The 24,227-nt window shown below is 64.1% G+C and carries 18 protein-coding genes and 1 tRNA gene; 14 read left to right on the top strand and 5 right to left on the bottom strand.

Annotated features, from left to right (window positions below; translation table 11 throughout):
* From H0T81_RS00990 to H0T81_RS00975, 4 genes are all read left to right on the top strand, one after another.
* Positions 1 to 459: molybdopterin cofactor-binding domain-containing protein (locus H0T81_RS00990; RefSeq protein WP_294008935.1), on the top strand; the 459-nt coding region annotated here is incomplete at its 5' end.
* Positions 456 to 1,424, top strand: a complete 969-nt coding sequence (gene hemH, locus H0T81_RS00985) for a ferrochelatase (protein ID WP_294008933.1) — start codon at positions 456 to 458, stop codon at positions 1,422 to 1,424. The genes H0T81_RS00990 and hemH, both read left to right, overlap by 4 nt.
* Positions 1,425 to 1,456: 32 nt before the next feature.
* Entirely contained in the window at positions 1,457 to 2,179 is a 723-nt protein-coding gene (gene phbB, locus H0T81_RS00980) for an acetoacetyl-CoA reductase (protein ID WP_294008931.1), read from the top strand.
* Positions 2,179 to 2,433: a ribbon-helix-helix domain-containing protein gene (locus H0T81_RS00975; RefSeq protein ID WP_294008929.1), complete on the top strand. Its 255-nt coding sequence runs from the start codon at positions 2,179 to 2,181 to the stop codon at positions 2,431 to 2,433. The genes phbB and H0T81_RS00975 overlap by 1 nt, the downstream gene beginning before the upstream one ends.
* 8 nt (positions 2,434 to 2,441) lie before the next feature.
* On the opposite strand, the gene H0T81_RS00970 is transcribed toward H0T81_RS00975, so the two are convergent.
* Both H0T81_RS00970 and H0T81_RS00965 read right to left on the bottom strand, forming a co-directional pair.
* Positions 2,442 to 7,088 (bottom strand): NAD-glutamate dehydrogenase domain-containing protein, encoded by a 4,647-nt coding sequence (locus tag H0T81_RS00970; protein WP_294008927.1) that lies wholly within the window; start codon positions 7,086 to 7,088, stop codon positions 2,442 to 2,444.
* A gap of 114 nt (positions 7,089 to 7,202) precedes the next feature.
* The gene (locus H0T81_RS00965) at positions 7,203 to 8,495 is read right to left on the bottom strand and encodes a hypothetical protein (RefSeq protein ID WP_294008925.1); all 1,293 of its coding nucleotides are present in this window, start codon (positions 8,493 to 8,495) and stop codon (positions 7,203 to 7,205) included.
* A gap of 144 nt (positions 8,496 to 8,639) precedes the next feature.
* Between H0T81_RS00965 and H0T81_RS00960 the strand changes: the two genes are divergently transcribed.
* The 4 genes from H0T81_RS00960 (at position 8,640) to H0T81_RS00945 (ending at position 15,594) form a co-directional block, all read left to right on the top strand.
* Positions 8,640 to 8,715 (top strand) — tRNA-Thr (locus tag H0T81_RS00960).
* A gap of 867 nt (positions 8,716 to 9,582) precedes the next feature.
* Entirely contained in the window at positions 9,583 to 12,795 is a 3,213-nt protein-coding gene (locus H0T81_RS00955) for a type ISP restriction/modification enzyme (protein ID WP_294008923.1), read from the top strand.
* 60 nt (positions 12,796 to 12,855) lie between these two features.
* Entirely contained in the window at positions 12,856 to 13,179 is a 324-nt protein-coding gene (locus H0T81_RS00950) for a hypothetical protein (protein WP_294008921.1), read from the top strand.
* A 66-nt stretch (positions 13,180 to 13,245) separates the two neighbouring features.
* Positions 13,246 to 15,594: a DUF262 domain-containing protein gene (locus tag H0T81_RS00945; protein ID WP_294008919.1), complete on the top strand. Its 2,349-nt coding sequence runs from the start codon at positions 13,246 to 13,248 to the stop codon at positions 15,592 to 15,594.
* Between the two features lie 47 nt (positions 15,595 to 15,641).
* Here the strand turns inward: H0T81_RS00945 and H0T81_RS00940 are convergent, their stop codons facing one another.
* Genes H0T81_RS00940 through H0T81_RS00930 form a run of 3 tightly spaced genes read right to left on the bottom strand, consistent with a single transcriptional unit; the run spans position 15,642 to position 17,326 of the window.
* The gene (locus H0T81_RS00940; RefSeq protein WP_294008918.1) at positions 15,642 to 16,535 is read right to left on the bottom strand and encodes a hypothetical protein; all 894 of its coding nucleotides are present in this window, start codon (positions 16,533 to 16,535) and stop codon (positions 15,642 to 15,644) included.
* A 2-nt stretch (positions 16,536 to 16,537) separates the two neighbouring features.
* Positions 16,538 to 16,855, bottom strand: coding sequence for a hypothetical protein (locus tag H0T81_RS00935; RefSeq protein WP_294008917.1), 318 nt, complete (start codon positions 16,853 to 16,855; stop codon positions 16,538 to 16,540).
* Positions 16,856 to 16,882: 27 nt separating this feature from the next.
* Positions 16,883 to 17,326: a hypothetical protein gene (locus H0T81_RS00930; protein WP_294008916.1), complete on the bottom strand. Its 444-nt coding sequence runs from the start codon at positions 17,324 to 17,326 to the stop codon at positions 16,883 to 16,885.
* Positions 17,327 to 17,591: 265 nt separating this feature from the next.
* Here H0T81_RS00930 and H0T81_RS00925 point away from each other — a divergent pair, with 265 nt between their 5' ends.
* The 6 genes from H0T81_RS00925 to H0T81_RS00900 all read left to right on the top strand — a co-directional run bounded on the left by H0T81_RS00925 (position 17,592) and on the right by H0T81_RS00900 (position 24,077).
* Positions 17,592 to 17,984 (top strand): hypothetical protein, encoded by a 393-nt coding sequence (locus tag H0T81_RS00925; RefSeq protein ID WP_294008915.1) that lies wholly within the window; start codon positions 17,592 to 17,594, stop codon positions 17,982 to 17,984.
* 95 nt (positions 17,985 to 18,079) lie between these two features.
* Positions 18,080 to 18,487 (top strand): hypothetical protein, encoded by a 408-nt coding sequence (locus H0T81_RS00920; protein ID WP_294008914.1) that lies wholly within the window; start codon positions 18,080 to 18,082, stop codon positions 18,485 to 18,487.
* Between the two features lie 23 nt (positions 18,488 to 18,510).
* Positions 18,511 to 19,116 carry a hypothetical protein gene (locus H0T81_RS00915; protein WP_294008913.1) on the top strand — a complete coding sequence of 202 codons (606 nt, stop codon included), beginning with the start codon at positions 18,511 to 18,513 and terminating at the stop codon, positions 19,114 to 19,116.
* A 599-nt stretch (positions 19,117 to 19,715) separates the two neighbouring features.
* On the top strand, positions 19,716 to 22,397 hold the full coding sequence (locus H0T81_RS00910; protein WP_294008912.1) for a DNA-primase RepB domain-containing protein: 2,682 nt from the start codon (positions 19,716 to 19,718) through the stop codon (positions 22,395 to 22,397).
* 157 nt (positions 22,398 to 22,554) lie between these two features.
* On the top strand, positions 22,555 to 23,709 hold the full coding sequence (locus tag H0T81_RS00905) for a site-specific integrase (protein ID WP_294008910.1): 1,155 nt from the start codon (positions 22,555 to 22,557) through the stop codon (positions 23,707 to 23,709).
* Between the two features lie 80 nt (positions 23,710 to 23,789).
* Positions 23,790 to 24,077, top strand: a complete 288-nt coding sequence (locus H0T81_RS00900) for a hypothetical protein (protein WP_294008908.1) — start codon at positions 23,790 to 23,792, stop codon at positions 24,075 to 24,077.
* Positions 24,078 to 24,227: the final 150 nt, after the last annotated feature.

The following is a 24,227-nucleotide window of genomic DNA, read 5'->3' as shown; positions in this document are numbered from 1 at the left end:
GGCTGGGACGGCGGCGCGCGCGGCAGCACGCTCGGCCTTGCCGCGGCTTCCGCGTTCGGCTCGCACATCGGCCTGCTCGCCGACGCGACCATCGGCTCCGACCAGAATGTCGAGGTCCACCGGCTGGTCGCGGCGGTCGATTGCGGGCGGATCGTCAATCCGCAACTGGTGCGCCAGCAGGTCGAGGGCGGGCTCATCTATGCGCTCGGCCTCGCCAGCGTGCGCGAGCCCGAGTGGGCGGCGGGGAATCCGCGCTCGCGCCCGCTGGGGGCAATCGGCCTGCCGCGAATCGCGCGCACGCCCCAGATCCATGTCCAGCTCATCGCGAGCAACGCCGCTCCGGGCGGCATCAGCGGCCTTGGCGTCGCCGCGCTCGCGCCCGCGGTCGCCAACGCGATCTACGCCGCGACCGGCAAGCGCTTGCGAAGCCTGCCATTCGACCCGATGGCGGCCGAATGATCGGAGTCCTGCTCGTCAATCTCGGAACGCCCGAGGCGCCCGACGCCGCGTCGGTCCGGACCTACCTCGCCGAATTCCTGTCCGATCCGCGTGTGATCGAGATCCCGCAATTGCTTTGGCAGCCGATCCTGCGCGGAATCGTCCTGCGCACCCGGCCGGCCAAGTCCGCGCGCGCCTACCAGGAAGTGTGGACCGACGAAGGCTCGCCGCTGCTGGCGATCAGCCTGCGCCAGGCGGCCAAGCTGCGCGAGCGCTTCGGCGACGAGATCATCGTCGGCCTCGCCTTCCGCTACGGCAGGAAGTCCATCGGCGACGCGATCTCCAGGATGGTCGACGCCGGTGTCGACCGGATCCTGTTCGCGCCGCTCTATCCGCAATTTTGCGCGGCGACGACGGCGAGCTCCAACGACGCTTTGTTCGCGCAGCTGGAGACGATGCGGTTCCAGCCGGCGGTGCGCACTCTGCCGCCCTATTTCGACGATCCGCTCTACATCGGCGCATTGCGCAGCAACCTCGAGCGCCAGCTCGGTGCGCTGGACTTCGAGCCGCAGCGCCTGCTCCTGAGCTTCCACGGAATGCCGGAGCGGACCCGGCAGCTCGGCGATCCCTACTACGACCAGTGCCTGGCGACCGCCCGGCTGCTCGGCGAGGCGCTGGGCCGCGACGTCGATGTCGCCTTCCAGTCGCGGTTCGGGCGCGCCAAATGGCTCGAGCCGGCAACCGACGCGACGCTCGCCGAATATCCGGGTAAGGGCGTCCAGCGCCTCGCCATCGCCGCGCCCGGATTCTCCGTCGATTGCCTCGAGACGATCGAGGAGCTCGGGATCCGCGGCCGCGACAGCTTCCTTGCCGCCGGCGGCACGCACTTCGCTCGACTCGATTGCCTCAACGATTCGGCCGAGGGAATGACCATGCTGGAGCGGCTGGTCGCCCGCGAACTTGAAGGTTGGCGGCCGGCGACCTAAGCCGCCCTGGCTTCAGCAATGAGGAGGAATTGATGGCTCGAGTGGCGATCGTCACCGGCGGCACGCGCGGCATCGGCGAAGCGATCAGCATCGCCCTCAACGGCATGGGCATGAAGGTCGCTGCGAATTACGCCGGCAACGAGGAGCGCGCGAACGCGTTCACCGAGCGCACCGGCATTCCCGCCTACAAATGGGACGTCGCCGATTTCGACGCCTGCCAGGACGGCGTTCGCCAGGTCGAATCCGAGCTCGGTGCGATCGACGTGCTGGTCAACAACGCCGGCATCACCCGCGACACGACGATGAAGCGGATGGACCGCGACAAGTGGCAGCAAGTGATCGACACCAACCTGGGCGGCTGCTTCAACATGGCCAAGGCGGTGTTCGAAGGCATGCTCGGCCGCGGCTACGGCCGGATCGTCAACATCGGCTCGATCAACGGCCAGGCCGGCCAGTACGGCCAGGTCAATTACGCCGCCGCCAAATCCGGAATCCACGGCTTCACCAAGGCGCTCGCTCAGGAAGGCGCGCGCTCGGGCGTCACCGTCAACGCGATCGCTCCGGGCTACATCGACACCGACATGGTCGCTGCCGTGCCCGAGGACGTGCTGGCCAAGATCGTCGCCCGAATCCCGGTCAACCGGCTCGGCAAGGCCAACGAAATCGCCCGCGGAGTGGTCTTCCTGGTCGACGAAAACGCCGGCTTCATCACCGGCTCGACCTTGTCGATCAACGGCGGCCAACACATGTATTGATGGTGACAGAGCTTAGGGAATCGATCGGTTACGCCCCGCCCGTCAAGCGATCGGTGCTGATCGCCGGGCACCCGACCTCGATCAGTCTCGAGCCGATTTTCTGGGGAGCGCTGGAAATCGCCGCCCAGGACCTGGCGCGGCCGGTCAACGCACTCGTCGCCGAAATCGACGCCGCGCGCCTGGAGGTGCGATCGCCGCCCAATTTGACCTCCGCGATCCGCCAGTGGCTGTTCGCGCGCACCTTGGTCGGCTGAGCTTCTAGCTACCGCGACAGCAGGATCCGCGCCTGGCTGGCGATCTGGGCGAGCATCGGCGCGCTGACCGCGCCTTCAGCTCGGGCACGGTTGAGCAGCTGGCGGAACTGGGCGATCCGCGCCGCCTGACTCGCCACCCACTGGTTGACCGCCTCGTCGGGCTGGGCGGTCCGGCGGCGGGAGAGGAAGTCGATCCTAAGCTGCTCGAAATCGCGCGCCAGGCCGGCGGTCAGCAGCCGCTCCCATTGATTGCCGGGGACGAAGCGCGCGACCTGCTGCTGGGCCCAGTCGAGGCCTAGCGCCTCGCCGAGCTTGGTATAGGCATGGGTCAGAGCCACCTCGTCGACCTTGCGCCGGGCGGCCAGAGCGGCGAGCCCGAAGACTCCGTCGAGCTCGAACAGCCGGACCAGGCCGCGGACGATTTCCTCGCTCGCTCCAAGGCCGATCAGCCGGTCGCGCCGGGTCGCCGCTTCGTTGCGCACCTCGGTTCGGATGAGCTTGGTCGCGGCGCTGGCGATCTTGCGAACGCCTGGCTCGTACAGCTTGCACAATGCGCTGACCTGGGTCTCACCGCCCGCCGAGCGGAGGATGTCCGACAGATGCGCCCGGATGCTGCTGGCGGCAATCGAAAACAGTTCGATACGCACCGACTCGGGCAGCGCCGCCTGGTCGATCTTCGTCCATAATTGATCGAGGTCGAGCAGCCGTTCGGCGACCAGGAAGGAGGCGATCACCTGGCCGAGCGAGGCGCCTTCCTCCTCGGTCAGCTCGAGCGCCATGCTCGGCCCGAGCCGGTTGACGAAGCGGTTGGCGGCCTTGGTGCCGAGGATTTCGTGGCGCAGCCGGTGCGCTCGGATGGCGGTGGCATGGGCCTTGCGCATCGGCTTCGGGAAGGCGCCGAACAGCTGGGGCTCGAGCATCTTGTCATCGGCGAGGCGCAGCGGCTCGGCCGCATCCTTGAGGACGATCTTGGACATCGACAGCACGACCGCGAGCTCCGGACGCATCATACCGCGCCCCTCCTGGATGCGGCGAAGCAGCTCCTCGCTGCTCGCCAGTCCTTCGACCTTGCGATCGAGGCGCCCGGCGCTCTCGAGCAGCTCGATGGTGCGCACATGCCCGGGCACCGCGAAGGCGCCGCCGCTCTCGGCGATCGACAGCGCCAGGCTCTGCAGCCGGTTGTCCTCGAGCACGATCTCGGCGACCTCGTCGGTCATCCGCGCCAGCAGCGAATTGCGCTTCGCCAGCGACAGCAGCCCCTCGCGAATCTCGCGGTTCAGCGGGATCTTGATGTTGACCTCATTGTCCGAGCAATCGACGCCGGCGCTGTTGTCGATGAAGTCGGTGTTGATTCGGCCGCCGCGGTCGGCGAACTCGATCCGCCCCGCCTGGGTGATGGCGAGATTGGCGCCCTCGCCGATGACGTTGGCGCGAAGGTCGCTGGCGTCGGCCCGGAAGGCGTCGTTCGCCGGATCGCCGACTTCGGCGTGCAACTGGGTCGACGCCTTGACGTAGGTGCCGATGCCGCCGAACCAGATCAGGTCGACCGGACTCTTGAGGATCGCGTTGATCAGCCCGGCCGGGTCGATGGTTTCCGCGTCGATCCCGAGCGCGTCGCGCTCCTGCTTCGACAGGCTGATCGATTTCTGGGTGCGCGGGTAGATGCTGCCGCCCTTGGAAATCAGCGAACGGTCGTAATCGTCCCAGCTCGACCGCGGCAGCTCGAACAGCCGCTTGCGCTCCGTCCAGCTTCTGCCCGGATCGGGGTTCGGGTCGATGAAGATGTGGCGGTGGTCGAACGCGGCGATGAGCTTGATCGCCTTCGACTGCAGCATTCCGTTTCCGAACACGTCGCCCGACATGTCGCCGCAGCCGACCACCTTGACCGGATCGGATTGCACGTCGACGCCCAGCTCGAGGAAGTGGCGCTGCACCGAAATCCACGCGCCGCGCGCGGTGATGCCCATCGCCTTGTGGTCGTAGCCGTTCGAGCCGCCGCTGGCGAAGGCGTCGCCGAGCCAGAAGTTGCGCTCGAGCGCGATCGCGTTGGCGATGTCGGAGAACGCCGCGGTGCCCTTGTCGGCGGCGACCACGAAATACGGGTCGTCGCCGTCGTGGATGACGACCTTGTCGGGATGGACCGGCTTGTCGTTGACCAGATTGTCGGTGATCGACAGGCACGAGCGGATGAAGATCTGGTAGCTTTCGCTGCCTTCGGCGAGCCACGCGTCGCGGCTCGACGGCGGCGGCAGCTGCTTGGGATAGAAGCCGCCTTTCGCTCCGGTCGGGACGATGACTGCGTTCTTGACCATCTGCGCCTTCATCAGGCCGAGGATCTCGGTGCGGAAGTCGTCGCGCCGGTCCGACCAGCGGATGCCGCCGCGGGCGATCGGCCCGCCGCGCAGGTGGATGCCCTCGACGCGCGGCGAATAGACCCAGATTTCGCGCCACGGGACCGGCGCCGGAAGCCCCGGCAACATCGACGAATCGATCTTGAAGGCGACCGCTTCGCGAGCCGCGTCGGCAAAGGCGTTGGTGCGAACGGTCGCCTCGACCAGCGAGCGCAGCCGGCGCAGGATTCGGTCGTCGTCGATCGAACGGACCCGCGCCAGCGCCTCATCGAACTGTTCGCGCCGCTTGGCGACCCGGGAATCGCGCCGCGAGCCCGCCGCCGGGTCGTGGCGGGCGATGAACAGCCCGATCAACGCCGAAGTGGCCTTCGGCGCCCGGCGCAGCGCATCGACCACGGTCACCAGCCCGAACGCACTCCCGGTCTGCCGCAAATAGCGGAACCAGGAGCGCAGCCACTGCACCGGCTTGGCGTCGAGGCCGGCGAACAAGGTCAACTGGTTGAACTCGTCGTTTTCCGCCGCGCCGCTGAGCACGCAGGCGATCGCCTCCTCGATCTCACCGGCCCGGGCGAGGATGCTGCCGAGATCGGCTTCGCTGCCGATCTCGAGCTGGAAATCGTGGATGTAGCCGAGCGAGCCGCCGCCGAGCGCGGTCGGCATCTCCTCGAGGACCCGGAAGCCGAAATTCTCGAGCACCGGCACGGCCACCGACAGCGGGATCAGGCCGCCCTTGCGATAGGTCTTGAGGTGGAGCTGGCCGGGCGGGTCGGACTCGGACCGCCAGATGCGCACTCCCCGGGCCCTGTCGTCCTCGAGCGCGCTCAAGCGCAAGATGTCGACGGCCCCGTCCTCGGGGCTCGTCCGCGCCCGGTAGCTCTCGGAAAACGCCGACAGATAAGTGAGGCTGAGCCGAGTCGCGCGGGCCGGGCCGGCGGCTGCGATCAATTCCGCTTCGACCGCGGGCGCCCAGCCGCGCACCATTTGGACCAGAGCGGCGTCGAGCGCGGCGGGATCGGGGAGCGGCGTGTCCTCCTCGATATATTGGGTGTAGCGGATGAGCGCGAGGTCGCCGTCGCCGAGCTCGACCGACCAGCTGGTCACCTGCGAGCCGATCTTCGTCTCCAGCATCGTCGCGATCGCCGTCCGGCGCGAGGTGGTCAGGTCCTCGCGCGGCAGCCAGACGAACGAGAACAGATGCCCTTTCAAGATGCTCCGGACCTGGAGCAGGGCGGGCCGCGGCCGGTCGGCGAGCGACATCGCCATCATCACCAGCTTGCGCATCGAATCGAGGCTGAGGTTGATCAGCAGGTCGCGCGGCAGCGAGGCCACCGAGTGGCGCAGCGCCTTGCCCGAGTGACCCTTGGGATCGAAGCCGAAATCCTTGTCGAGCCGGTCGAGCCGCCGGCGAAGCACCGGCACTTCCTCGGCCGGCAGAGTCAGCGCCTGGCTGGTCCACAGGCCGGCGTAGACTCCGATGCCGACGATCTTGCCGTGCTCGCGGACCGGGACCACCACCAGGTCGAGTGGGACCCGGCGATGGACGCTCGACTTGCGCTCCGCCTTGGCGAGCAGCGGGACATCGCCGCCCTGCTCGAAATAGCGCATCGCGCCGAGGCAGCCGGCGTCGTCGGTCGGCGGTCCCGGAATGCTGAAGATGCCGAGCGTTTCGGAGGGCTCCTGCTGCGGCTTTTCGACCTGGTAGCCGAGCAGAGTCATGGCGCCGCCGGCAAACCATTCGAGCAGCGCCCGGCCCTCCGGATCGGGGATTTGCCTGGCGTCCTCGCGCATCTTCGCCTGGAGCGCGCGCCAGTCGCGGACCGACGAACGGACGTCGACCAGCACCGCCCGCAATTCCCTCGCCAATTCCTGGCGCGCTCGGGCGTCGGCGCGGTCGAGCTCGATATACATCATCGACTCGCGCCGGTCCTCGTCTTCGCACAGCGGCTCGATCTCCATCAGCCGCCCGTTCTTGTCGCGGGTCACGCACAGCACCGGGTGCAGCAGGCGGTGAATGGTCAGCTGGCGGCCGGCGATGGCGTTGGCGATCGAATCGACCAGGAAAGGCATGTCGTCGTTGACGATTCCGATCCGCATGCGGCGCCGGCCGGCTTCGCCGCCGGTGGATTCGATGGCGAGGGTAACCTCGCCCTTGCGGCGGCGGACCGCGACCCCGGCGAGGAACTCGGCGGCCTCGCGCTCGCACTCGCGGGTGAAACCCTTGGTCTCGCCCGGCAGCGCGTGGCTGGTCAGCGCCTTGCGAAGCGAATCGATCAGCGGCTTGGCGACGCGCGAATGGACCGTCATTTGTAAGAGCTCGCTCCGCCGACTGCCGCGATGGCGCGCCTATAGACGCCCGCCCGTGACCGGGACAAGCACGTCCTGAGCTAGTCGAGGGCCGCTTGGGCTGGAACCCGGCGGTCAGGCGGCTCGGCGGATCGCCCGCTCGACCAGCGCCGGATCGGAAATCACCGCGACCGGCTGGTGCTCGCCATCCACGCTGCGGCGGGTCAGGATGAGGCAGAATTCCTCGTTGTCCGGAAGCGAGCGCAGCGACACCGGCTCGGCCGCCCGGAGCCGCTCGCGGGCCGCCTGGGCCCGGCTGTCGGTGCGGGGTTCGGGCCGGCGGGCCTGGCGCTCGGCGGCGACCAGCGCCTTCAATCCCCCGGACTGGTTCTCGATCAGCGCGTCGAAGCCGCCGAGCGCAACCTGCCGCCGCTGGGCGTAGGACAAGGCCGATGCGAACTCGGTCAGCCGGGTTTTGTCATAGTCGATCCCGAACACCAGCTTGACGATCGGAGTCATCGGCGCGCGCGCCTGGGCCCTGACGCCCGATTCCTCGAGGAGCTCGGCATAATCGTCGGGGTCGCGCTGGGCGGCGATGGCGAAATCGTAGGCCCGGCTCAGCGCCCGGTAGAGCGCCGCCCGGCTTCGGTGGTCGGCCGATTTGACCTCCTCGGCGGTTTCGCGCGCGGCGCACAGCCAATCGGCAAGGCCGGCGCCTTCGTCCAGCGTGATTTGCGGAACGGCAATTTCCTCGCCGGTCTCTGCCGGGAGTTCGTCGGCCCAGATCGGAAGCGGCTCTGCCGTCGCGACCGGCTCGGGCGAGCCGGGCTCGAGCTCCGCCGGCCCTTCGCGCTCCGGACCGCTGGCGACGACCGCGGGCATGATCGGCGGGCTGGCCTCGGCGATCAGCGCCCGCTTCCAGTTGATCACTCCGTAGATGAAGTCGATCGTGTCGCCGTCCGACGAGAACGGCATCAGGATCCCGCGATAGCAGATCGGCACGCCCGTCTGGTTGACGAACTCGGCCTCGAAGCCGACCGGCGCCCGGTTGGCGATGATCTGCAGATAATGGTCGGTCAGCCGCGACAGCAGGCTTCGGCTGGGGATGTCGGCGATCGTCCGGACCGTTTCGGGAAGCCCGCATTCCTCGCGGATCGCGGCGCCGATGTAGGGGGTCGCCGGGTCGTCGCGTCCGCTGGTGAAGTCGAGCAGAACGCTGTTGTCGGCGAAATCCGTGACTTCCGCTGGCTCGAGGTCCTCGATCGACGGGTAATCGCGCCCCTCGAGCAGCGACACCCAGTAGTTGTAGGCCCGCACGTGCATCCGCCGCTCGTCCGTGCCGATCGCCGCGGTGACGTCGTCCGCCGCCGGCGTTTCGGCGGCCGACGGCTGGTCGAACTCGCTCGGATGCTCGCGAAACCCGTCCATTCGCAAAAGTCCCAATTCCCCAGTTGACCAGAGGAATGGCGGACAAGCTTTACAAAAGCGTTAAGCATATCCGTTCAGAGGCCCTAACGAGCCCGTCCTTGCCGAGCCGCCGGGCCACTGGTAGGGCGCGGCTTTCCGGGCATTGCCGCTTTAGCTCAGCTGGTAGAGCACATCATTCGTAATGATGGGGTCAGGTGTTCGAGTCACCTAAGCGGCACCACCCCTTTTCCAAGCAAAATCTGGCGCTTACTCTCTGAACGGCGTCCGGCCGCTCGGCGAAAAATGCCCTTCTAGAGGCGCGCTGACCCACTGAGTCGGCAGTCCGGGGCTAAGGGCCTTTTCAATTCATCTCGACAAATCAGACTTTTAGAAGCGCCCTGCCAAGCGCTCCGACCCACTGCCTTGCCAAAGTGCCCTCACAAGGACGCTTCGATTGTTGGCTGCGGAAAGGCCTTTAGAACCATCGAATTCGTAATGATGGGGTCAGAGGTTCGAGTCCTCTAAGCGGCACCGGCCCTTCCACAAGGCAATCGCTGGCCTTCCTGCGGAAAGCACGCAGTCCTTAGGTCGCGCTTGGGTAAGGTTTGGGGCGCATAACCTTGTCCGGGGCCCAACTACGGCGAATTGATACTAGAAGCTCCCTGGAGAGCCGGCCTCGGTTTAGATCCCCCACTCCATGGGGCCCGAGCGCTCGCCTTGCTGTCCGTTGAACCTAGAGCCGCCGAAGAGGTAGCTGGGAAGCTCGGCCAGAAAGGAAGCTCCTTCGTGCGGCTGTATCGTCAGCGCCCTGGCCTCGTCTATTCGACCTCTCCCCCAGCGACCGGACCGCGAAAAAGCTTCGTACTCCACGAAGTATCGAAGCCAGAGTTGCCCACACTTGCGGCACTTCAAAATCGAAACATCGGCATACCGTCCTTCGGTGAGATCGGGGTCTAGAGTCCGCCACTCCTCAAAAGAACGGTGCTGAGCGGTCGCTGAAGCGCAGCCGCACGGCGTTTGATCGTCCATCCAGCACCTCCATCTCCTCCACGGGCTTGCTGTAATCCTCCAATCCAGGGCACATCCAGTCTCACCGGGGAGATTGTCGTTGAATATAGGCTCTTATCTCGAACAGGTTCGCTCCAAGTATTCCAGCGGACATGCAACCGAGCACAGCTATCGTCCGGCCCTTCAGGCACTTTTCGAGAGCATTGACCCTGCTCTCACCGTCATCAACGAGCCGAAGAAGTCCGAAGCGGGTATGCCCGACTTCCTGTTCCAGCGCGGCGACGTTCCAATCGGCTGGGCCGAAGCCAAGAACATCGACAAGGATGTTATCAAGCTCAAGGGCTACTCGATCGAGCAGCGCAAGCGCTACGAGAAGGCCTTTCCCAACCTGGTCTATACCAACGGTGTCGATTTCGAATTCATCCGCGAAGGGCGGCAGGTCCACTTCGTCTCGATTGCGTCATTCCTTGGACAGCTCGGGGGCCTCCAGCCGCTTCCGGACAAGTTTGAGGAGCTGGATCGGCAGCTTCGACTGTTTGCCGAGCAGAAGCCGATCAGCATCCGCTCTGCCGCGAAGCTGGCGGAAATGATGGCGGCAAAGGCGGCTATCATCAAGGACGAGATCGGCATCGCGCTCGCCGACGACCCGGATTTCCGCTCCGGTCTCGGCGGCCAGTTCAAGAGCTTCAAGGCCAACCTACTGCCAAACCTGATGCCGGACGAGTTCGCCGATATCTACGCGGAGACGATCACCTACGGCATGTTCGCTGCGCGCTTCCACGACGATGACCTCAGCACCTTCAGCCGGCAGGAGGCGCTGGAAAAGCTGCCGGCCTCCAACCCGTTTCTTAAGGGCCTATTCCGTTACATCGCCGGCACCGAGCTACCCCGCCGCCTCGAGTATATTGTTGACGATCTGGTGCAGGTGATGCGAGCTAGTGATCCGCATTCGCTGTTCCGCGACTTCGGCAAGTTCACCGCGCGCAACGATCCCTTCGTGCATTTCTACGAGGACTTCCTTGCCGCCTACAATCCGAAGAAGCGCAAGAGCCGCGGCGTCTGGTACACGCCCGAGCCGGTGGTCGATTTCATCGTCCGCGCGGTGGACGACGTGCTCAAGACCGAGTTCGGGCTAGCCGACGGGCTGGCCGATACCAGCAAGGTCACCGTGGACTGGGACACCGGGCAGGATGATCCGAAGACCGGTAAGCCGCGCACGATCCGCAAGGACGTCCACAAGGTCCAGATTCTCGATCCGGCGACGGGCACCGGCACCTTCCTCGCCAAGGCGGTGCAGCTCATTTCCGACCGGGTGAAGATGCGCGCGCCGGGCAAGTGGTCGAACTATGTCGAGCAGGACCTGCTGCCGCGACTGCACGGTTTCGAGCTGCTGATGGCCAGCTATGCGATGTGCCACATGAAGCTCGACATGATGCTGACCGAGACCGGCTACAAGCCCAGCGCCAGGCCGCCGCGCCTGTCGGTCTGGTTGACCAATTCCCTAGAGCCTGCCGAACGCGAAGTGCGCGACCTTTTCTTCCAGCCGCTCGCCGACGAAGCCCGTGGTGCCAGCGAGGTCAAGCGGCAGTCGCCGATCATGTGCGTGATCGGCAATCCGCCCTATTCGGGCGAGAGCGAAAATAAGGGCGATTGGATCATCGCGCTGATGGATGATTACAAAAAGGAACCGGGAACCGAATGCGCACTGGAAGAACGGACATCGAAATGGATCAACAAGGATGAGCACAAGTTCATAAGGTTGGCCGAGGAGTATATCCGGGCAAGCGGTAGCGGCGTGGTCGGAATGATCACGAGCCACGGTTATTTGAGCGACCCGACCCTACGCGGAATCCGGTGGCACCTGCTCAATACTTTCGACTCGATCTATGCGCTGGATTTGCACGGCAATACCAACCGCAACGAGACGCCGCCGGATGGCGTCATCGACAAGAACGTTTTTGACATCAAGCAAGGCGTGTCGATTATCGTCGCCACCAAGCTGCCTGCGACAACCGACGACCGGCCAAAACTGGCGCGCGTCCGCCATGCCGACCTCTGGGGCAGTCGCGCCGCCAAGAACGATTCGCTTTGGTCGGGTGACATCGACCATGGTGAGTGGCAGACGATCGAACCGAAGGGTCCAATGTGGCGCCTCCTTCCGCGCAACGGTGCGCTTGAAGAAATTTATGAGACCGGCTTCGGAATTGACGAGCTTTATATGGTCTTCGGCAACGGAATCGTCACGGCAAGAGATGATTTCGCGATCGGTGACATCGGTACTTTGCGCTCCAACTTTCGCAAACTCGTGGAAACCCCGCAGGATGAGCGCGCGCTTCACGAGGCGTCGCGCATTCGGCGTAAGAAGGGTTGGGATATTCTGAAAGCTGGCGCATCCGCGAAAGCCCTTGGTAGGCCGGATTCGATCCTTGCCAAGGTCAATTATCGTCCCTTCGACAGCCGCCACATCCTCTTCCACGACGATCTGGTATGGCGGACGGTGCGCAAGGTAATGCGCAATTATCGAGGACGTGAGAACCTCGGTCTGCTCGCCCCAAAGGCGATGCGCGATCGCGGATTCGCTCACACTTTCGTTACCGATGCCTTGAGCGAAGCAATCTTTCTGTCCGGCGCGACCGGTTCGAACGCGATGAACTTTCCGCTCTACCTTTATCCAGAAGCGGCACCAACTCAGCACGACGCTTTCACATCGGGATCACGAACGCTCAACCTCGACCCTGAGCTCTACGCCGCCATCTGCAACGCCGCCGGGATCAACCCCGCCGACCAGGCCGGGCCCGCCGACGATTTCCGAGCCGCCACCGGCGAGGCGCGGCCGAGCGAGGTCAAGCTGTTCGACTACATCTATGGCGTGCTGCATTCGCCCGCTTATCGCGAGACCTTCGCCGAATTCCTGAAGATCGACTTCCCGCGCATTCCCTATCCGCCGTCGCCGCAAGTCTTCCGCCACGTCAGCGAAAAAGGCGAGCAGCTCCGCCGCCTGCACCTGATGGAGCCCGCCGCAATTGGCGACACCCCTTACCCCTACCACGGCGAAGGGGATGACGTGGTCGTCGGCGGCTATCCGAAGTTCGAGGGCGGCGAGGTCCACATCAACGAGGACCAGTATTTCGACGCGGTGCCGGAGGTTGCCTGGAGCTTTTACATCGGCGGCTACCAGCCGGCGCATAAGTGGCTCAAGGACCGCCGAGCCCGAGTGCTTTCTTGGGATGATATCGGCCATTACCAGAAGATCGTCAAAATCCTCGCGGAGACCGACCGCATCATGAAGGAAATCGAGCTGCCGCTCGGTTGAGGCCGAACGCCAATGAAGAGGTGCCGACCAAAACGAAGCTGCGCACGACCTAACCGGTTTATGACCTACCAATCACTCTTCGTCGAAGAACACCCAAACCGGGACAGCGCCACAGCTCGCTGCGGGGACGGGGGGCCCCAGACCGACGCGCCGGTGTTTTGTTGGCTGGAGGCGCGTGCTTGGCCTGCGTCCGCGTTGGTATTCGCACGAGAGCATAATCTTCACACGGGCTACGTCGATAACTGCTGGCTGCTGGTGGCTCTCGATGCACAGACGCTGCGGGAGTTTCTCAACGCCGGTCGGGAGGTGGACGGCAACGTCCCGGCCATCCTTGATCGTGTAAACGACCATCACTGGTACGTGATAAACGAAGAGGAGTTCTGAGCGCCAATACCTGCCTCTAGTTGCTTAAGCTGGCCTGCTAGGTAAGCTAACTGGCGGAGGATACGTATGTCAGCTTTGTTTTCGACCCTTAGTTTTCAGCTCGGCCAGCTCGTGAATATGATCGATGACGGATCGATCGGTTTGCCCGAGATCCAACGGCCCTTCGTCTGGAAGAAGACTAAGGTTCGAGACTTATTTGACTCGATGTTCCGCGGATTTCCCGTTGGCTATTTCCTGTTCTGGAAAAACTCCAGCGCAGGCGCAAAGCAGATTGGCGTAGCAACTCACCAGCTGCCGACCGATAGAATGATCGTTGACGGTCAACAGCGGCTGACGTCCCTTTACGCCGTCCTGAAAGGAGTTCCCGTCATCGACGAGAACTACGCCAGGAGCAAAATCGAGATCGCATTCAACCCATCGGAGGCGACCTTTGCAGTTACCTCGGCGGCGCATCGCCGAAGTGCCCACTGGATACCCGACATCTCCGTTTTATGGGATCAAAAGGTGGGGCTGTTCTCGCTCGTGGGAACCTACATCGAGCGGCTGAAACAGGAACAGGAAGTTGCTCCTGAGCTGCAGCGGACCATCGAGAACAACGTTCAGCAGCTTTACAAGCTCAATAGCTACAGCTTCACCGCGATCGAGCTCTCGGCGGACACCGAACCGGAGGCCGTCTCGGATATTTTCGTGCGCATCAACTCCGCGGGAGTGGAACTCAATCAGGCGGATTTCATCCTCACTCTGATGTCGGTTTACTGGGACGCGGGAAGGAAGGAGCTAGAGGCGTTTTGTCGGGCGGCGAAAATGCCGGACCCTGGCAGGCCCTCGCCCTTCAACCATTTTCTAGATCCGTCACCAGCAGAACTGCTGCGCGTCACAGTCGGCTACGGTTTCCGGCGAGGACGGTTGCGGTCGGTCTACAACCTTCTTCGGGGAAAGGAGCTGGACGACGCGGGCGTTGCGGCGGGGGCGAAAAACTTCGAAACGCTCAAGCAAGCCCAGGACAAGGTACTAAGCCTTAGCAACTGGCATCAATTCCTGCATTCGGTCATGCTCGCAGGGTTCCGCTCCGGCCGGCTCATCACGTCTACGAACACGATCCTCTATTCATACGTGCTGTTTCTGATTGGGAAAATTCAGCATGAAGTTCCGCTGCAAAAGTTGAAGGTCATCATCGCAAAATGGATCTTCATGTCCGCTATCACGTCACGCTACACCGGAAGCTATGAGACGCAGATTGAGGCCGATCTCAATCGCCTTGGCCAGGCTGAGACATCCGATGCCTTCGCTGAAATTCTAGAGCGGATCATTGGGGAGAATCTCACAGAGGACTTCTGGAATATCGCCTTACCAGCGCAGTTCGAAACTACCGCATCGCGCAGTCCTACCCTTTACGCTTACTACGCTGCCCTGAGTCTGCTGAAGGCCCGAGTTCTCTTCTCGCCAATGACGGTTTCCGATCTTCTGGACCCCGCGGTGCGCGGAGATCGTCTGGCGGTGGAGCGACACCATTTGTTTCCTGTTGCATATTTGAAGGCGAACGGGATCGACGCGGCACGGGACATCGATCAAATTGCGAACTTCGCGCTGGTTGAGTGGCCGGACAACGCGAGCATTGGTGCGAACCCACCGGCCGTTTATGCGACAGCCCTGATGGCCTCGCTGTCGCCCGACGAGCGCGAGCGGCAATCATTCTGGCACGCGCTTCCGGACGACTGGATGAATATGCCTTACGCTCAGTTTGTGAGCGAGCGGCGCAAGAAACTGGCAGCGGTAGTGCGCGCAGGATTTGAGCGCATCGGCAGCGCGGAACCCGAATCTGGAAGCGAGCCGCATGCTAAAGACCTGCACCAGTTGATCCTCGCCGGCGAAAGCACACTCGTGGAATTCAAATCGACCGCTCGCTGGAGTCTGAATGACGGCAAGGTGCACGACGGGGTCGAGTTTGCGATCGCTCGAACGATCGCCGGTTTTTTGAATACGAGCGGCGGTACGTTGGTAATTGGCATCGCTGACGATGGCAGCGTCGTTGGGCTTCAGCACGATTACGCAACACTGAAGAAAAAGGACCGGGATGGCTTCGAGCTCTTCCTTTACGATCTGCTAAGCAATGCGCTCGGGAAGAACGCGCTTTCTTGGTTGCAAGTCGCATTTCACTCGATCGATGAGCGAGACGTAGCAGTTGTCACAGTGAAGCGATCGCCGAACATTGTTTTCACAAACCCGCGCGGGCCGAAGGTGGACGACGTTTACGTGCGATTTGGCAATTCCACGCGCAAGCTCACGCCGGCCGAGATGCTGCAATACATGTCGGAAACGGGAACGGGCGGGCCCAGCCAGTCGGATGCCTCGAGGGAGACAGCGGACGAAGTGGAGAGCGCAGAAGGGGAGCTGGAGGCGGCCTCGAGCGGCTAAGCCCTGCTAGCACATCGCCTTCTGATCAATGGATGGCGTGCGCTTCACTAATCAAAGTCACCCCAGAAGCCCTCGTCCGTTTTGCGTCCGTTCACCCGGCTGTAGCCCTCATAAGAATTCAAAATCCCGCCGTAGCGAAGCTGCAGCCGATCCACATGGGCCTGCAGTGACGCTGATCCCAAGGTCGCCCAGTGCGCCCAGAGCTCTTGGTGGCTGAGTGCTTGAAAGGCCGGCCGCCCCCCTGCCACCCTGCTTGCGAAATCAGCGATCTCGGCTCGGTGGTCGGCGAACATAGAATGATAATGGGCATCATCCGGCTCCCAGAAGACGTACAGAAGTGTCACCGCGGTGGGAACGGTCAATGCAAGCCCGAAGGCATGCTTGATCAGCTGCGCAGCGTCGAGGCAAGTGTAGGTGCAAGGCTGTTCGCTGAGCCTCACCATCTCGGCAAACCAGGGTCCGTTCCGCCTTTCATCAACAATCTTCTCGAAGTAGTCCCGGGCAAACTTTGCGGTCTTCGGTGTGAAGTACTCGAGACATTTGGACTCGATCGCCACGACTGTTTCATCGTTGTGAGCTAGGGCGTCCAGATGTGGAGGCTTCCTTCCCACCCCTGTTGGAAACAACTTTTCAAAACCATCGAATTGGAGCTCTGCAAAGCCTGGAATTGGTAGCCGTTCAGTCGCATCGATGAAATAGCCGAAGGCGTTTACCGCCAGCGCTGCCGAAGAGTGCGCAGCTCTGAACTTGCCCTCCAACTCAGATCCACCCTTGCCTCTCAGATCCACCTCCACACGGCGGGGGTCGATCTCACGCAGAAGGTTGTTCTCCCACGACGTGGCATACCCTTTTGAATCGAGTTCGCCATTGGCATTCGTTCGCAGGAATCCGTCGTGCATTATCCACTTTGCATCCAGTATCATCTCCGAACGAAGGCTCATGCTCACAATCCTCTTGATTCAGTTTTTGCGCGGTAAATATCAACCCGACCTCGGCAGGCTGTGTCTGCGCTTATCGGCACGTCGCGGTGGAACACCCCAAACTCGCTTTTGCTTCCGGTCAGCTCGTGCACAATAACCGGATCCACTCGAATTTCACGAAGTACGATGCCGGCGTCGACGCACTCGTCGATGGCGAACTTAACTAGCTGAGCAGCATCTTCTGGCGCGTAGCCCCAAAGTTCGACCGGCAAGGGATACGGAGCGATCCCGCTGCGCAGTGTGGTTGCGATGCCGAGCGCCATCTCCGCTATGCCCGCCATCGCGAAAGCTCCGTCTCGAAATTTTTTTTAGGAAGCTCGCCTCTTCCGTTGACGCGCTTCGGCATTCCAAGCCGGAACGCCATGCAATTCAATCATTGGGTCTCGCAACTTTTCAGCGATATCGCTCCCTTCGGACCCCGAGCCAGTGTGTAAGACCTCGAGAGCAAGAACATCGATATGTTCAAAAATTCTTCCTCCGCCATGATGCTCTCTACCACTCGAACTATCGCGGCGGAAATCCGACAACCTTTTTGCCAAGCCTCCACCACCGCGCCTAAACTCAGAGGCCTTTCCGATATACATGATTACGGAACCAAGAACTGCCCGGTGCAGCCCCACCTTGTGACGTAGATCGGCGTGATACACTTTGTAGCCGCCCTCAACATGACGCCATTCTTTGTCCCAGAGGGCCACAGTTTTCTCACCAACAACGCGATCCTTCGGCGGAACGTCGTTTTTCTTACGAGCCATCAATTTTCTCCAAACATCAGGTCTTAAGTTGTGCGACTCTCGATCAATCGTCAACTTGGGCCTCACTAGTTGTAATGCGATGCGGGATTAATTGGCAGCTCGAGGATACGTCGCGGGGTCGATCAGCCGCAGGCTCGGGCATACCCGACGTCGCCATCGTCCGGTCGTAGTGATCACAAGACCGTACAGCCGCCGACCAGCGCGAATCCGAGTATCTTATATGAAAGCCAACTGAGCTTTCTCCCGCAACATCTCGGAGAATACCATGCTCACCATCACCGATGGAGGGTCGCTCACGCGCGCCCTCAATCTACCCATCGACTTGCGCTTGAAGCGCCTGCTCATCGAACGCCGTGACCAGCTGGGCGGCGAGATCGCCGGCCACGCTCGCTTCGTGCTCTTCGGGGCCCGCGACAGGCCGTGCTGGCTGGAGGAGGCCCTCGGGTTCTCCATCTTCCAAAACGCCGGCGACGGCACGTGGTACGGCGATCCCGACTATTCGCCGGGCTTCGATACCTTGGAAGACCACGGCTTCTGCTACGAACTGACGTTCGAATTCACGGCGGACTTCACGCACGTGATTCTGATCGAGAGGGTCCCTGGCGTTCACCGGGACGTGCTCGAGTTTTGCGCGAAGTACGCGAGGCAGGACGCCTAGCCGAACCACACCAGTAGCCGGCCGCAACCGCGGCGCACGTGGCGTCCCCGGATCAACCGGCGGGCGCTTTTTTCATGCCCGAAAGGAACATCCAAATGCTAAGCTTCGACACCGCCGCGGCCGTCGCCGCGGCACCATCAACTGCGTCCATTGATCCGACCCTCAAGCGGCTGCTCGCCGACCGGGTTCACGACTGGACCGCCACCGGCCTGCTCGACCTGACCCACCTGCTGGTCGTCGAGGCGGGCGACACGGAGGAGTCGATCGTCGAGGCGGCCGGCTTCTCGCCGCTGACGAACACCCTGGATGGCCGGCGCTTCGGCTCCGCCGGCTTCGAGCCGCAGTTCGAGTGGCTGTCCGACGTGGGCGGCCACTACGAGCTCATCCAGACGGTCGGCAACGACGGGTTCGCCTTTCACATCTTCATCCCCGATCGGGAAGGCGTCGACCCGGAGCTGCTCGCGCTCTGCCGCAACTATAGCGACACCGGTGGCGGACAATGATCGGCGGGATACGCATCGTACTCGTGGTCTCCGCCGCCGGTCTGGCGCTCCTCTACTGGCTAGCGCCGCGGGAGTACGAGCCGCCGGCGGCCCGGGAGGTCGGCACGCGCACCCAGCCGGCCTTCCTCGGCCGCGTCCGCACCCGCGACTTCGTCGCCGAACTCCGGTCGGCCCTCGCCGGGCGGAGCAGCTTCGTCGCCGTCAGGCTGGTGCGCACCTACACCAAGAGCCAGGACATCCAGCGCTCCTTCCTCGGCCTCACCTCCGAGGCGACGGTCGTGATCGTCTACAGCGTCGAGTACGCGGTGGGCTTCGACCTTCGCCGGCTGGAGATCGACCGGGCTCAGGGCGGGCTGGTGGTCACGGTCGACCGGCCGGGGCTGGTGGCGACGCCCGCGGTCCGGCTCCACTCGCACGACGTGCCCGACCGCGGGCTGCTGGTGGGGGAGGAGGCGGCGCTGGTCGAGCTGCAGGCGGGTGTCCTGCCCTACGTCGAGCGCCAGGCGGCGCGGCTCGAGGGCGAGCCGGAGGTGGCCGCGAGAGCCGAGGCGGAATTCCTGCGCTTCCTGTCCGGCGTCCTCGCCAGCCGGGGCGACGCGGCTCCCGCGATCCGGCTGAGCTACAGATGAGCGGTCCAGTTCTGCCCTGACAGTGCCCGAGCGGCCGGAACCCGAAGCTGCCAGATCATCGGTGGTCGCGAAGGGGGTAGAGGGGGCAAAGGGGGTGACCCCCTTTCCCCCTTTTCCTCCTTACTCCGGCCGCGCGAACGACGAGCTGTTGCGATGCCGACAGCGCCTAACCGAGCCTCGGGGCGTCCAGTTGTTGCAGCGCCAGCGTCTCTCGACTTGGCCGACACACTTTCGAAGAAGGCCGCGAGCAATGCTTTCTTGGCGCGCGGCAAAGTTCAAGCTGACCCGCTACCGTGACCGCGGCAGTCGACACCGCGCTCGGGTCGGTTCCGGAGCAAACCCGTTGCATATTGCAGCGGCATGCCGCTTCAGGTTATGAGACAATTCACCGAGCGACAGTTGTCGGGGCTCGCATCAGCTCCGCGGTTCTATCGCTCGGCGCTGCGCCGTCATGAGCAACACCGCTCCAGCGGGCAAGCCGACGGCGCAGTAAGGAGTTCGAGACACCCCTAGATCGGGTACTGGACAGCACGCGCTGACGCTTCGCGTCCGCTCGGTTGTCGTGTGCTGTCATCCGAGCGGACGCTGGAACAAGCGTCATGACCACCGACAAGCACGATAATCCGAACGAAGACACGAACGCGCCGAGCAAGTCCCCGCGGCTCAGGGTCCCCGGCAGGGCGACGACTCCGCCCGCCGCGCGCGCGGGCCCGGAGCAAGAGGGAGAAGGCGGCGAAGGTGGCGACGGGCCGCCGCCGACCGTCACCAACCGCGCGTTCCTCGACGCAATCTTCCCCGCACTTCCCGAGGGCGCCCGCGTGCTCGCGCTCGCCAAGCCGGGCGATCCTCGGACCGGCGGCTGGGGCGGGTTCGACGCGCGTGAGGTGGAGCCGCGCTGCCGGGCGGACACGAACAACTACTTCAACTGCGCGAGCTTCTATCCCACGGAGGACGGCGAGACGCGCGCTCTGGAGGCGAAGGCGGCAGCCTACCACTGCCTCATCCTGGACGACGTCGGGACGAAGGCTGCGCTGGACGCGCTGCCGCCGGTCGAGCCCACCTGGATGGTCGAGACCAGCCCGGACAACTACCAGGTCGGGTTCCGGCTGACCGCACCCGTCGCCGACTTCGCCGCCGTGAAGGCTGCTCAGAAGCGCGTCCTGGCCGCGGGCTTCGGCGACAAGGGAGCGGCGGGGGTCGCCCGCTGGGCTCGGCTCCCGAACGGGAGCAACGGCAAACTGAAGCATCGAGACGAACAGGGCCAGCCATTCCGCTGCGGCCTAGTCAGCTGGAACCCCGACGTCAGCCACTACCTCGAGGCGCTCGCGGAGTTGTTTGCGCCAGCGTCCGCGGATCGTCCGTCCGCGCAAGGCTCAGCGGCGCAACCTCACGCGCGACCGGCCCGCTCGCATCCGCGCATCAGCTCCGATGTGTTTCGCCCGGCTCTGCCGGAGAGCGCAGTCGTCACCGTGCTTAAGCAAGCAGGCCTGTACAAGAGACAGGTGACGCCGGGGGTGCATGAGGTCACCTGCCCGTGGGTGGATGAGCACACCGACGCTCTCGACACGGGCGCCTGCTACTTCGAGCCGTCGGCCGACCACCCGCTGGGCGGGTTCAAGTGCCACCACCAGCACGGCGACAAGTACAGGCTCGGGGCGCTCCTGCAGCGGTTCGAGCTGGCCCGCCGCGACGTGCACAACAAGCCTTGCATCAGGATCGTCGAGGGCGAGCTACAGTCGATGGTCGACGCCGCCCAGGTGGTGCTCGCCCGAACCGGCGAGTTCTTCCAGGCCGGCGGTCTGATCAAGAAGGTCGTGGTCAACCCGCTCACCGGGCAGGCCTCGGCCGTGACTCAGACGGATGCTGACCTCACCCTTGCCCTGTCCAGTGCGGCAGACTGGGAGCGGTGCGAGAGCAAGAACAGCACCACCGCTTGGCGCCGCTGCAATCCGCTGCCGAACTGCATCCGGCTCCTGAAAGAGGCGCAGACATATGCGCACCTGCCTGTCCTCGCGGGCATCGCACGCCAGCCCGTCATCGACGCGGATGGGAAGGTGATTTCGGCGGCTGGCTATGACGCTCAGTCCCGACTCTATTGCGCTTTTGATCCGGTAAAGTTCGCGCGACCCGCGCCCACCGAAGCCAACGCGAGGGTAGCCCTGGGACGGTTGCAACACCTGCTTTGGGAGTTCCGCTACGCCACCCCACGCGATGGAAGCACAGCGGTGGCGGCGATCTTCACGGCGGCCCTGCGGATGGGTTTAGGACGCGCTCCGGGCATTCACCTCAGGGCACCCTCGCCTGGCTCGGGCAAGTCTCTCCACTGCGAGGTCGTTTCGCGGTTCGCCGGGCCCGGCCACCCGGCGAAGGTGAGTTACCCGCGCACGGACGACGAGGCGACCAAAGTCATTCTGGCCGCGCTGCTTGAGAGTCCGGCGGTTATCGACTTTGACGATATGACCATCGACTGGCGCCCCTTCGGCGCGGTCAACCGCCTTCTCACTTCGGAGACGATGACGGACCGGGTCTTGGGCGTGAGCAAGATGGCGACTGTCAGTACCAATACTCTGGTGCTGGGCTCCGGTAACAATACCGGACCGACCGGTGACTTGATCCGACGGGTGATAGTCATCGATCTCGACCCGGGCGAGGAGAGCCCGGCGACGATGCGCTACGAGGGCGATCCCCTGCGCGATGTCGAGGCGAACCGGGAAGCATACGTCGCCGACGTGCTGACCATCGTGGAGGCCTGGATCGCCGCGGGATCGCCCAAGGCCAACGTTTCACCGATTGCCACCTACGGGGGTCGCTGGAGCGACTTTTGCCGGCAGCCGCTCGTCTGGCTTGGCTTGGAAGACCCGGCCAGCGGGCTAATCGAACAGCTGCGAGAGGATCCCGAGAGAGCGACGCTGGGCCGGTTGTTGTCGGCCTGGCACGGCGAGCGGGCCGAAAAGCCAGTCACCTTGAGGGTCCTTCTCGCCGACGCTGAGGGCGATTTGGTTGAGGCCATCGAAGACCTACCCTTTGTCGAGGGCGGACCCGTTAACCGAACCAAGCTTGGTTACTACCTCAAGCGCAACGCCGGCCGCCCCGTTGACGGACTGAAGCTCGAGAAAGCCGACAGCCGCGAGCGCAACGCCTGGAGGGTCGTCCGGGTGGGCGCCGCTGTAGACCGGTCGGCGCCGGCGACGGCCGCGCCCCCCTTACCGCCTTTGCCGCCTTCGGTCGGGCCGGCGGCGAAGGTGCCCAGCCCGCGGCTGAAGCCCCCCGAAAGCCGATGAAGCGTATCCCGAACTGGCCGCGCTCGAACTCATCGGGAGGGCGCGGCCAGGGCGCCGATCATCACACGCGAATGAGCATTCACCTGCGTCCGATCGCCTCAGCGCGGCCGGCGCGCCAACAACTTTGTAGGAGTAATTTCGCATGCCTAAAGTTCAATTGACCGCAGCGTTCTGCGCAGCCGCTAAATGCGAGCCAGGAAAGCGTAAGACAGATTACTGGAATATCGGAGATCCGATCGGCCTCGTGCTCGAAACCCGGGAGTCGGGCCGCGCTACTTTCTATCTCCGGTATCAGGATACCCGTGGCAGACAGCGCCAAATCAAGCTCGGCGGATATCCCGAAATTAGCCTGGACCAGGCGCGTAAGGCGGCACGTCGGTTGCGCTCCGAGGCCGCCCTCGGCGCCGATCCGCTTGCCACAAAGAAGGACAAGCGCGCCGTCCCCACGTACGCCATCTTGGCCGATCAGCACATCGCCCACGCCAAGACCTACCAGAAGAGCTGGTGGAGCACCGAAGGCTTGCTCAAGAAGCATGTGATCCCGCGCTTCGGGCGCATGAGATTGGACGAGATCACGTCCCAGGAAGTGGCGCGGTTCCTGGCCGACAAGGCGGCGGAAGGACTGAGCCCCGCCAGCTGCGAGAAGCTGCGAATGCTGCTCGGCCGGAGCTATCAGCTCGCCCTCGATTGGGAGATCGCCGGCGCGGAGAGGAACCCCGCCCGCGGCGTCAGGATACCGGCGTTCGACAACAGGCGCCAGCGCTACCTCACCGCCGACGAGAGCGCCCGGCTGCTGCGAGCCGCCGAGCGATCCGCCCAGCCCCAGCTCAGGCCGATCATCCAGCTGCTGCTGCTCACCGGCGCGCGCAAGTCGGAGCTGCTCAACGCCGAGTGGCGACACGTCGACCTGAAGCGGCGGTCGTGGCTCATACCGACGACGAAGACCGGCAAGGCGAGGCACGTTCCGCTCTCGCGGGCCGCCGTCGACGTCATTGGGTCACTGCCGCGGCCGCCGGACTGCCCCTTCCTCGTGCCGAACCTGGAGACCGGCCGTCCCTTCGTCGACGTCAAGAAGGCCTGGGACACCGTGCGGCGGGACGCTTGCTTGCCCGACGTGAGGATCCACGACCTCAGGCACAGTGCGGCCTCCTTCATGATCAACGCCGGCATCGACCTGTTCGCGGTGGGCAGGGTGCTGGGTCACGCCGACCACCAGTCGACGATGCGCTACAGCCACCTGGCCAACGACACGCTGCTGGCCGCCGTCGAGGCGGGCGCGGCCGGCATGGGCGGGAGCGACGCTCAATCGTGAACCACAACTCACCCCGGGCGCCGCGTGCGTCCGGGGCCTTTTCAGACCGTCTTTTTTTCGGCCAACACAGGAGAGATCAAATGACCAACCCAACGAAAACCGGCCTCGACCGTCTACGCGAGCTGCAAGCGGACTGCGGCGACAACAAGCACGACCAGGCCACCGCGCTGATCGCCGCGTGCATCCTCGAGGGCCTGAACACCGCCGGGCAGATCGTCGGCGCACTGACGACGCTCGGAATGAATCCCGCGCACGTTCGGATCATGCTCAAGGAGGGCACCGGTGGCGACCCGGCCCGCCACCACTGGCGGCGCGACGAAGAAGGACGCTACCACCTGCTCGAAGCCGCTCACGACCTAGCTGCTTGAACAACCCCACCCCCGGGCGCCGTGCGTCCGGGGACCTCTTGGACGCCTTTTTTATCGCCGAGGGCGGGTCGCGTCGGGGGCCAGGCCCATCGCGAGGCGGCCGTGCGCCAATCCAGGAGGGCCGTTCGCGGCGCGGCGGGGGCGGGGCAC

Source organism: Sphingomonas sp., assembly GCF_013812825.1.
In the GTDB taxonomy this organism is placed as follows: Bacteria; Pseudomonadota; Alphaproteobacteria; order Sphingomonadales; family Sphingomonadaceae; genus Sphingomicrobium.
The sequence above is the reverse complement of the archived record's forward strand: the minus strand, read 5'-3'. Positions and strand labels throughout refer to the sequence as shown.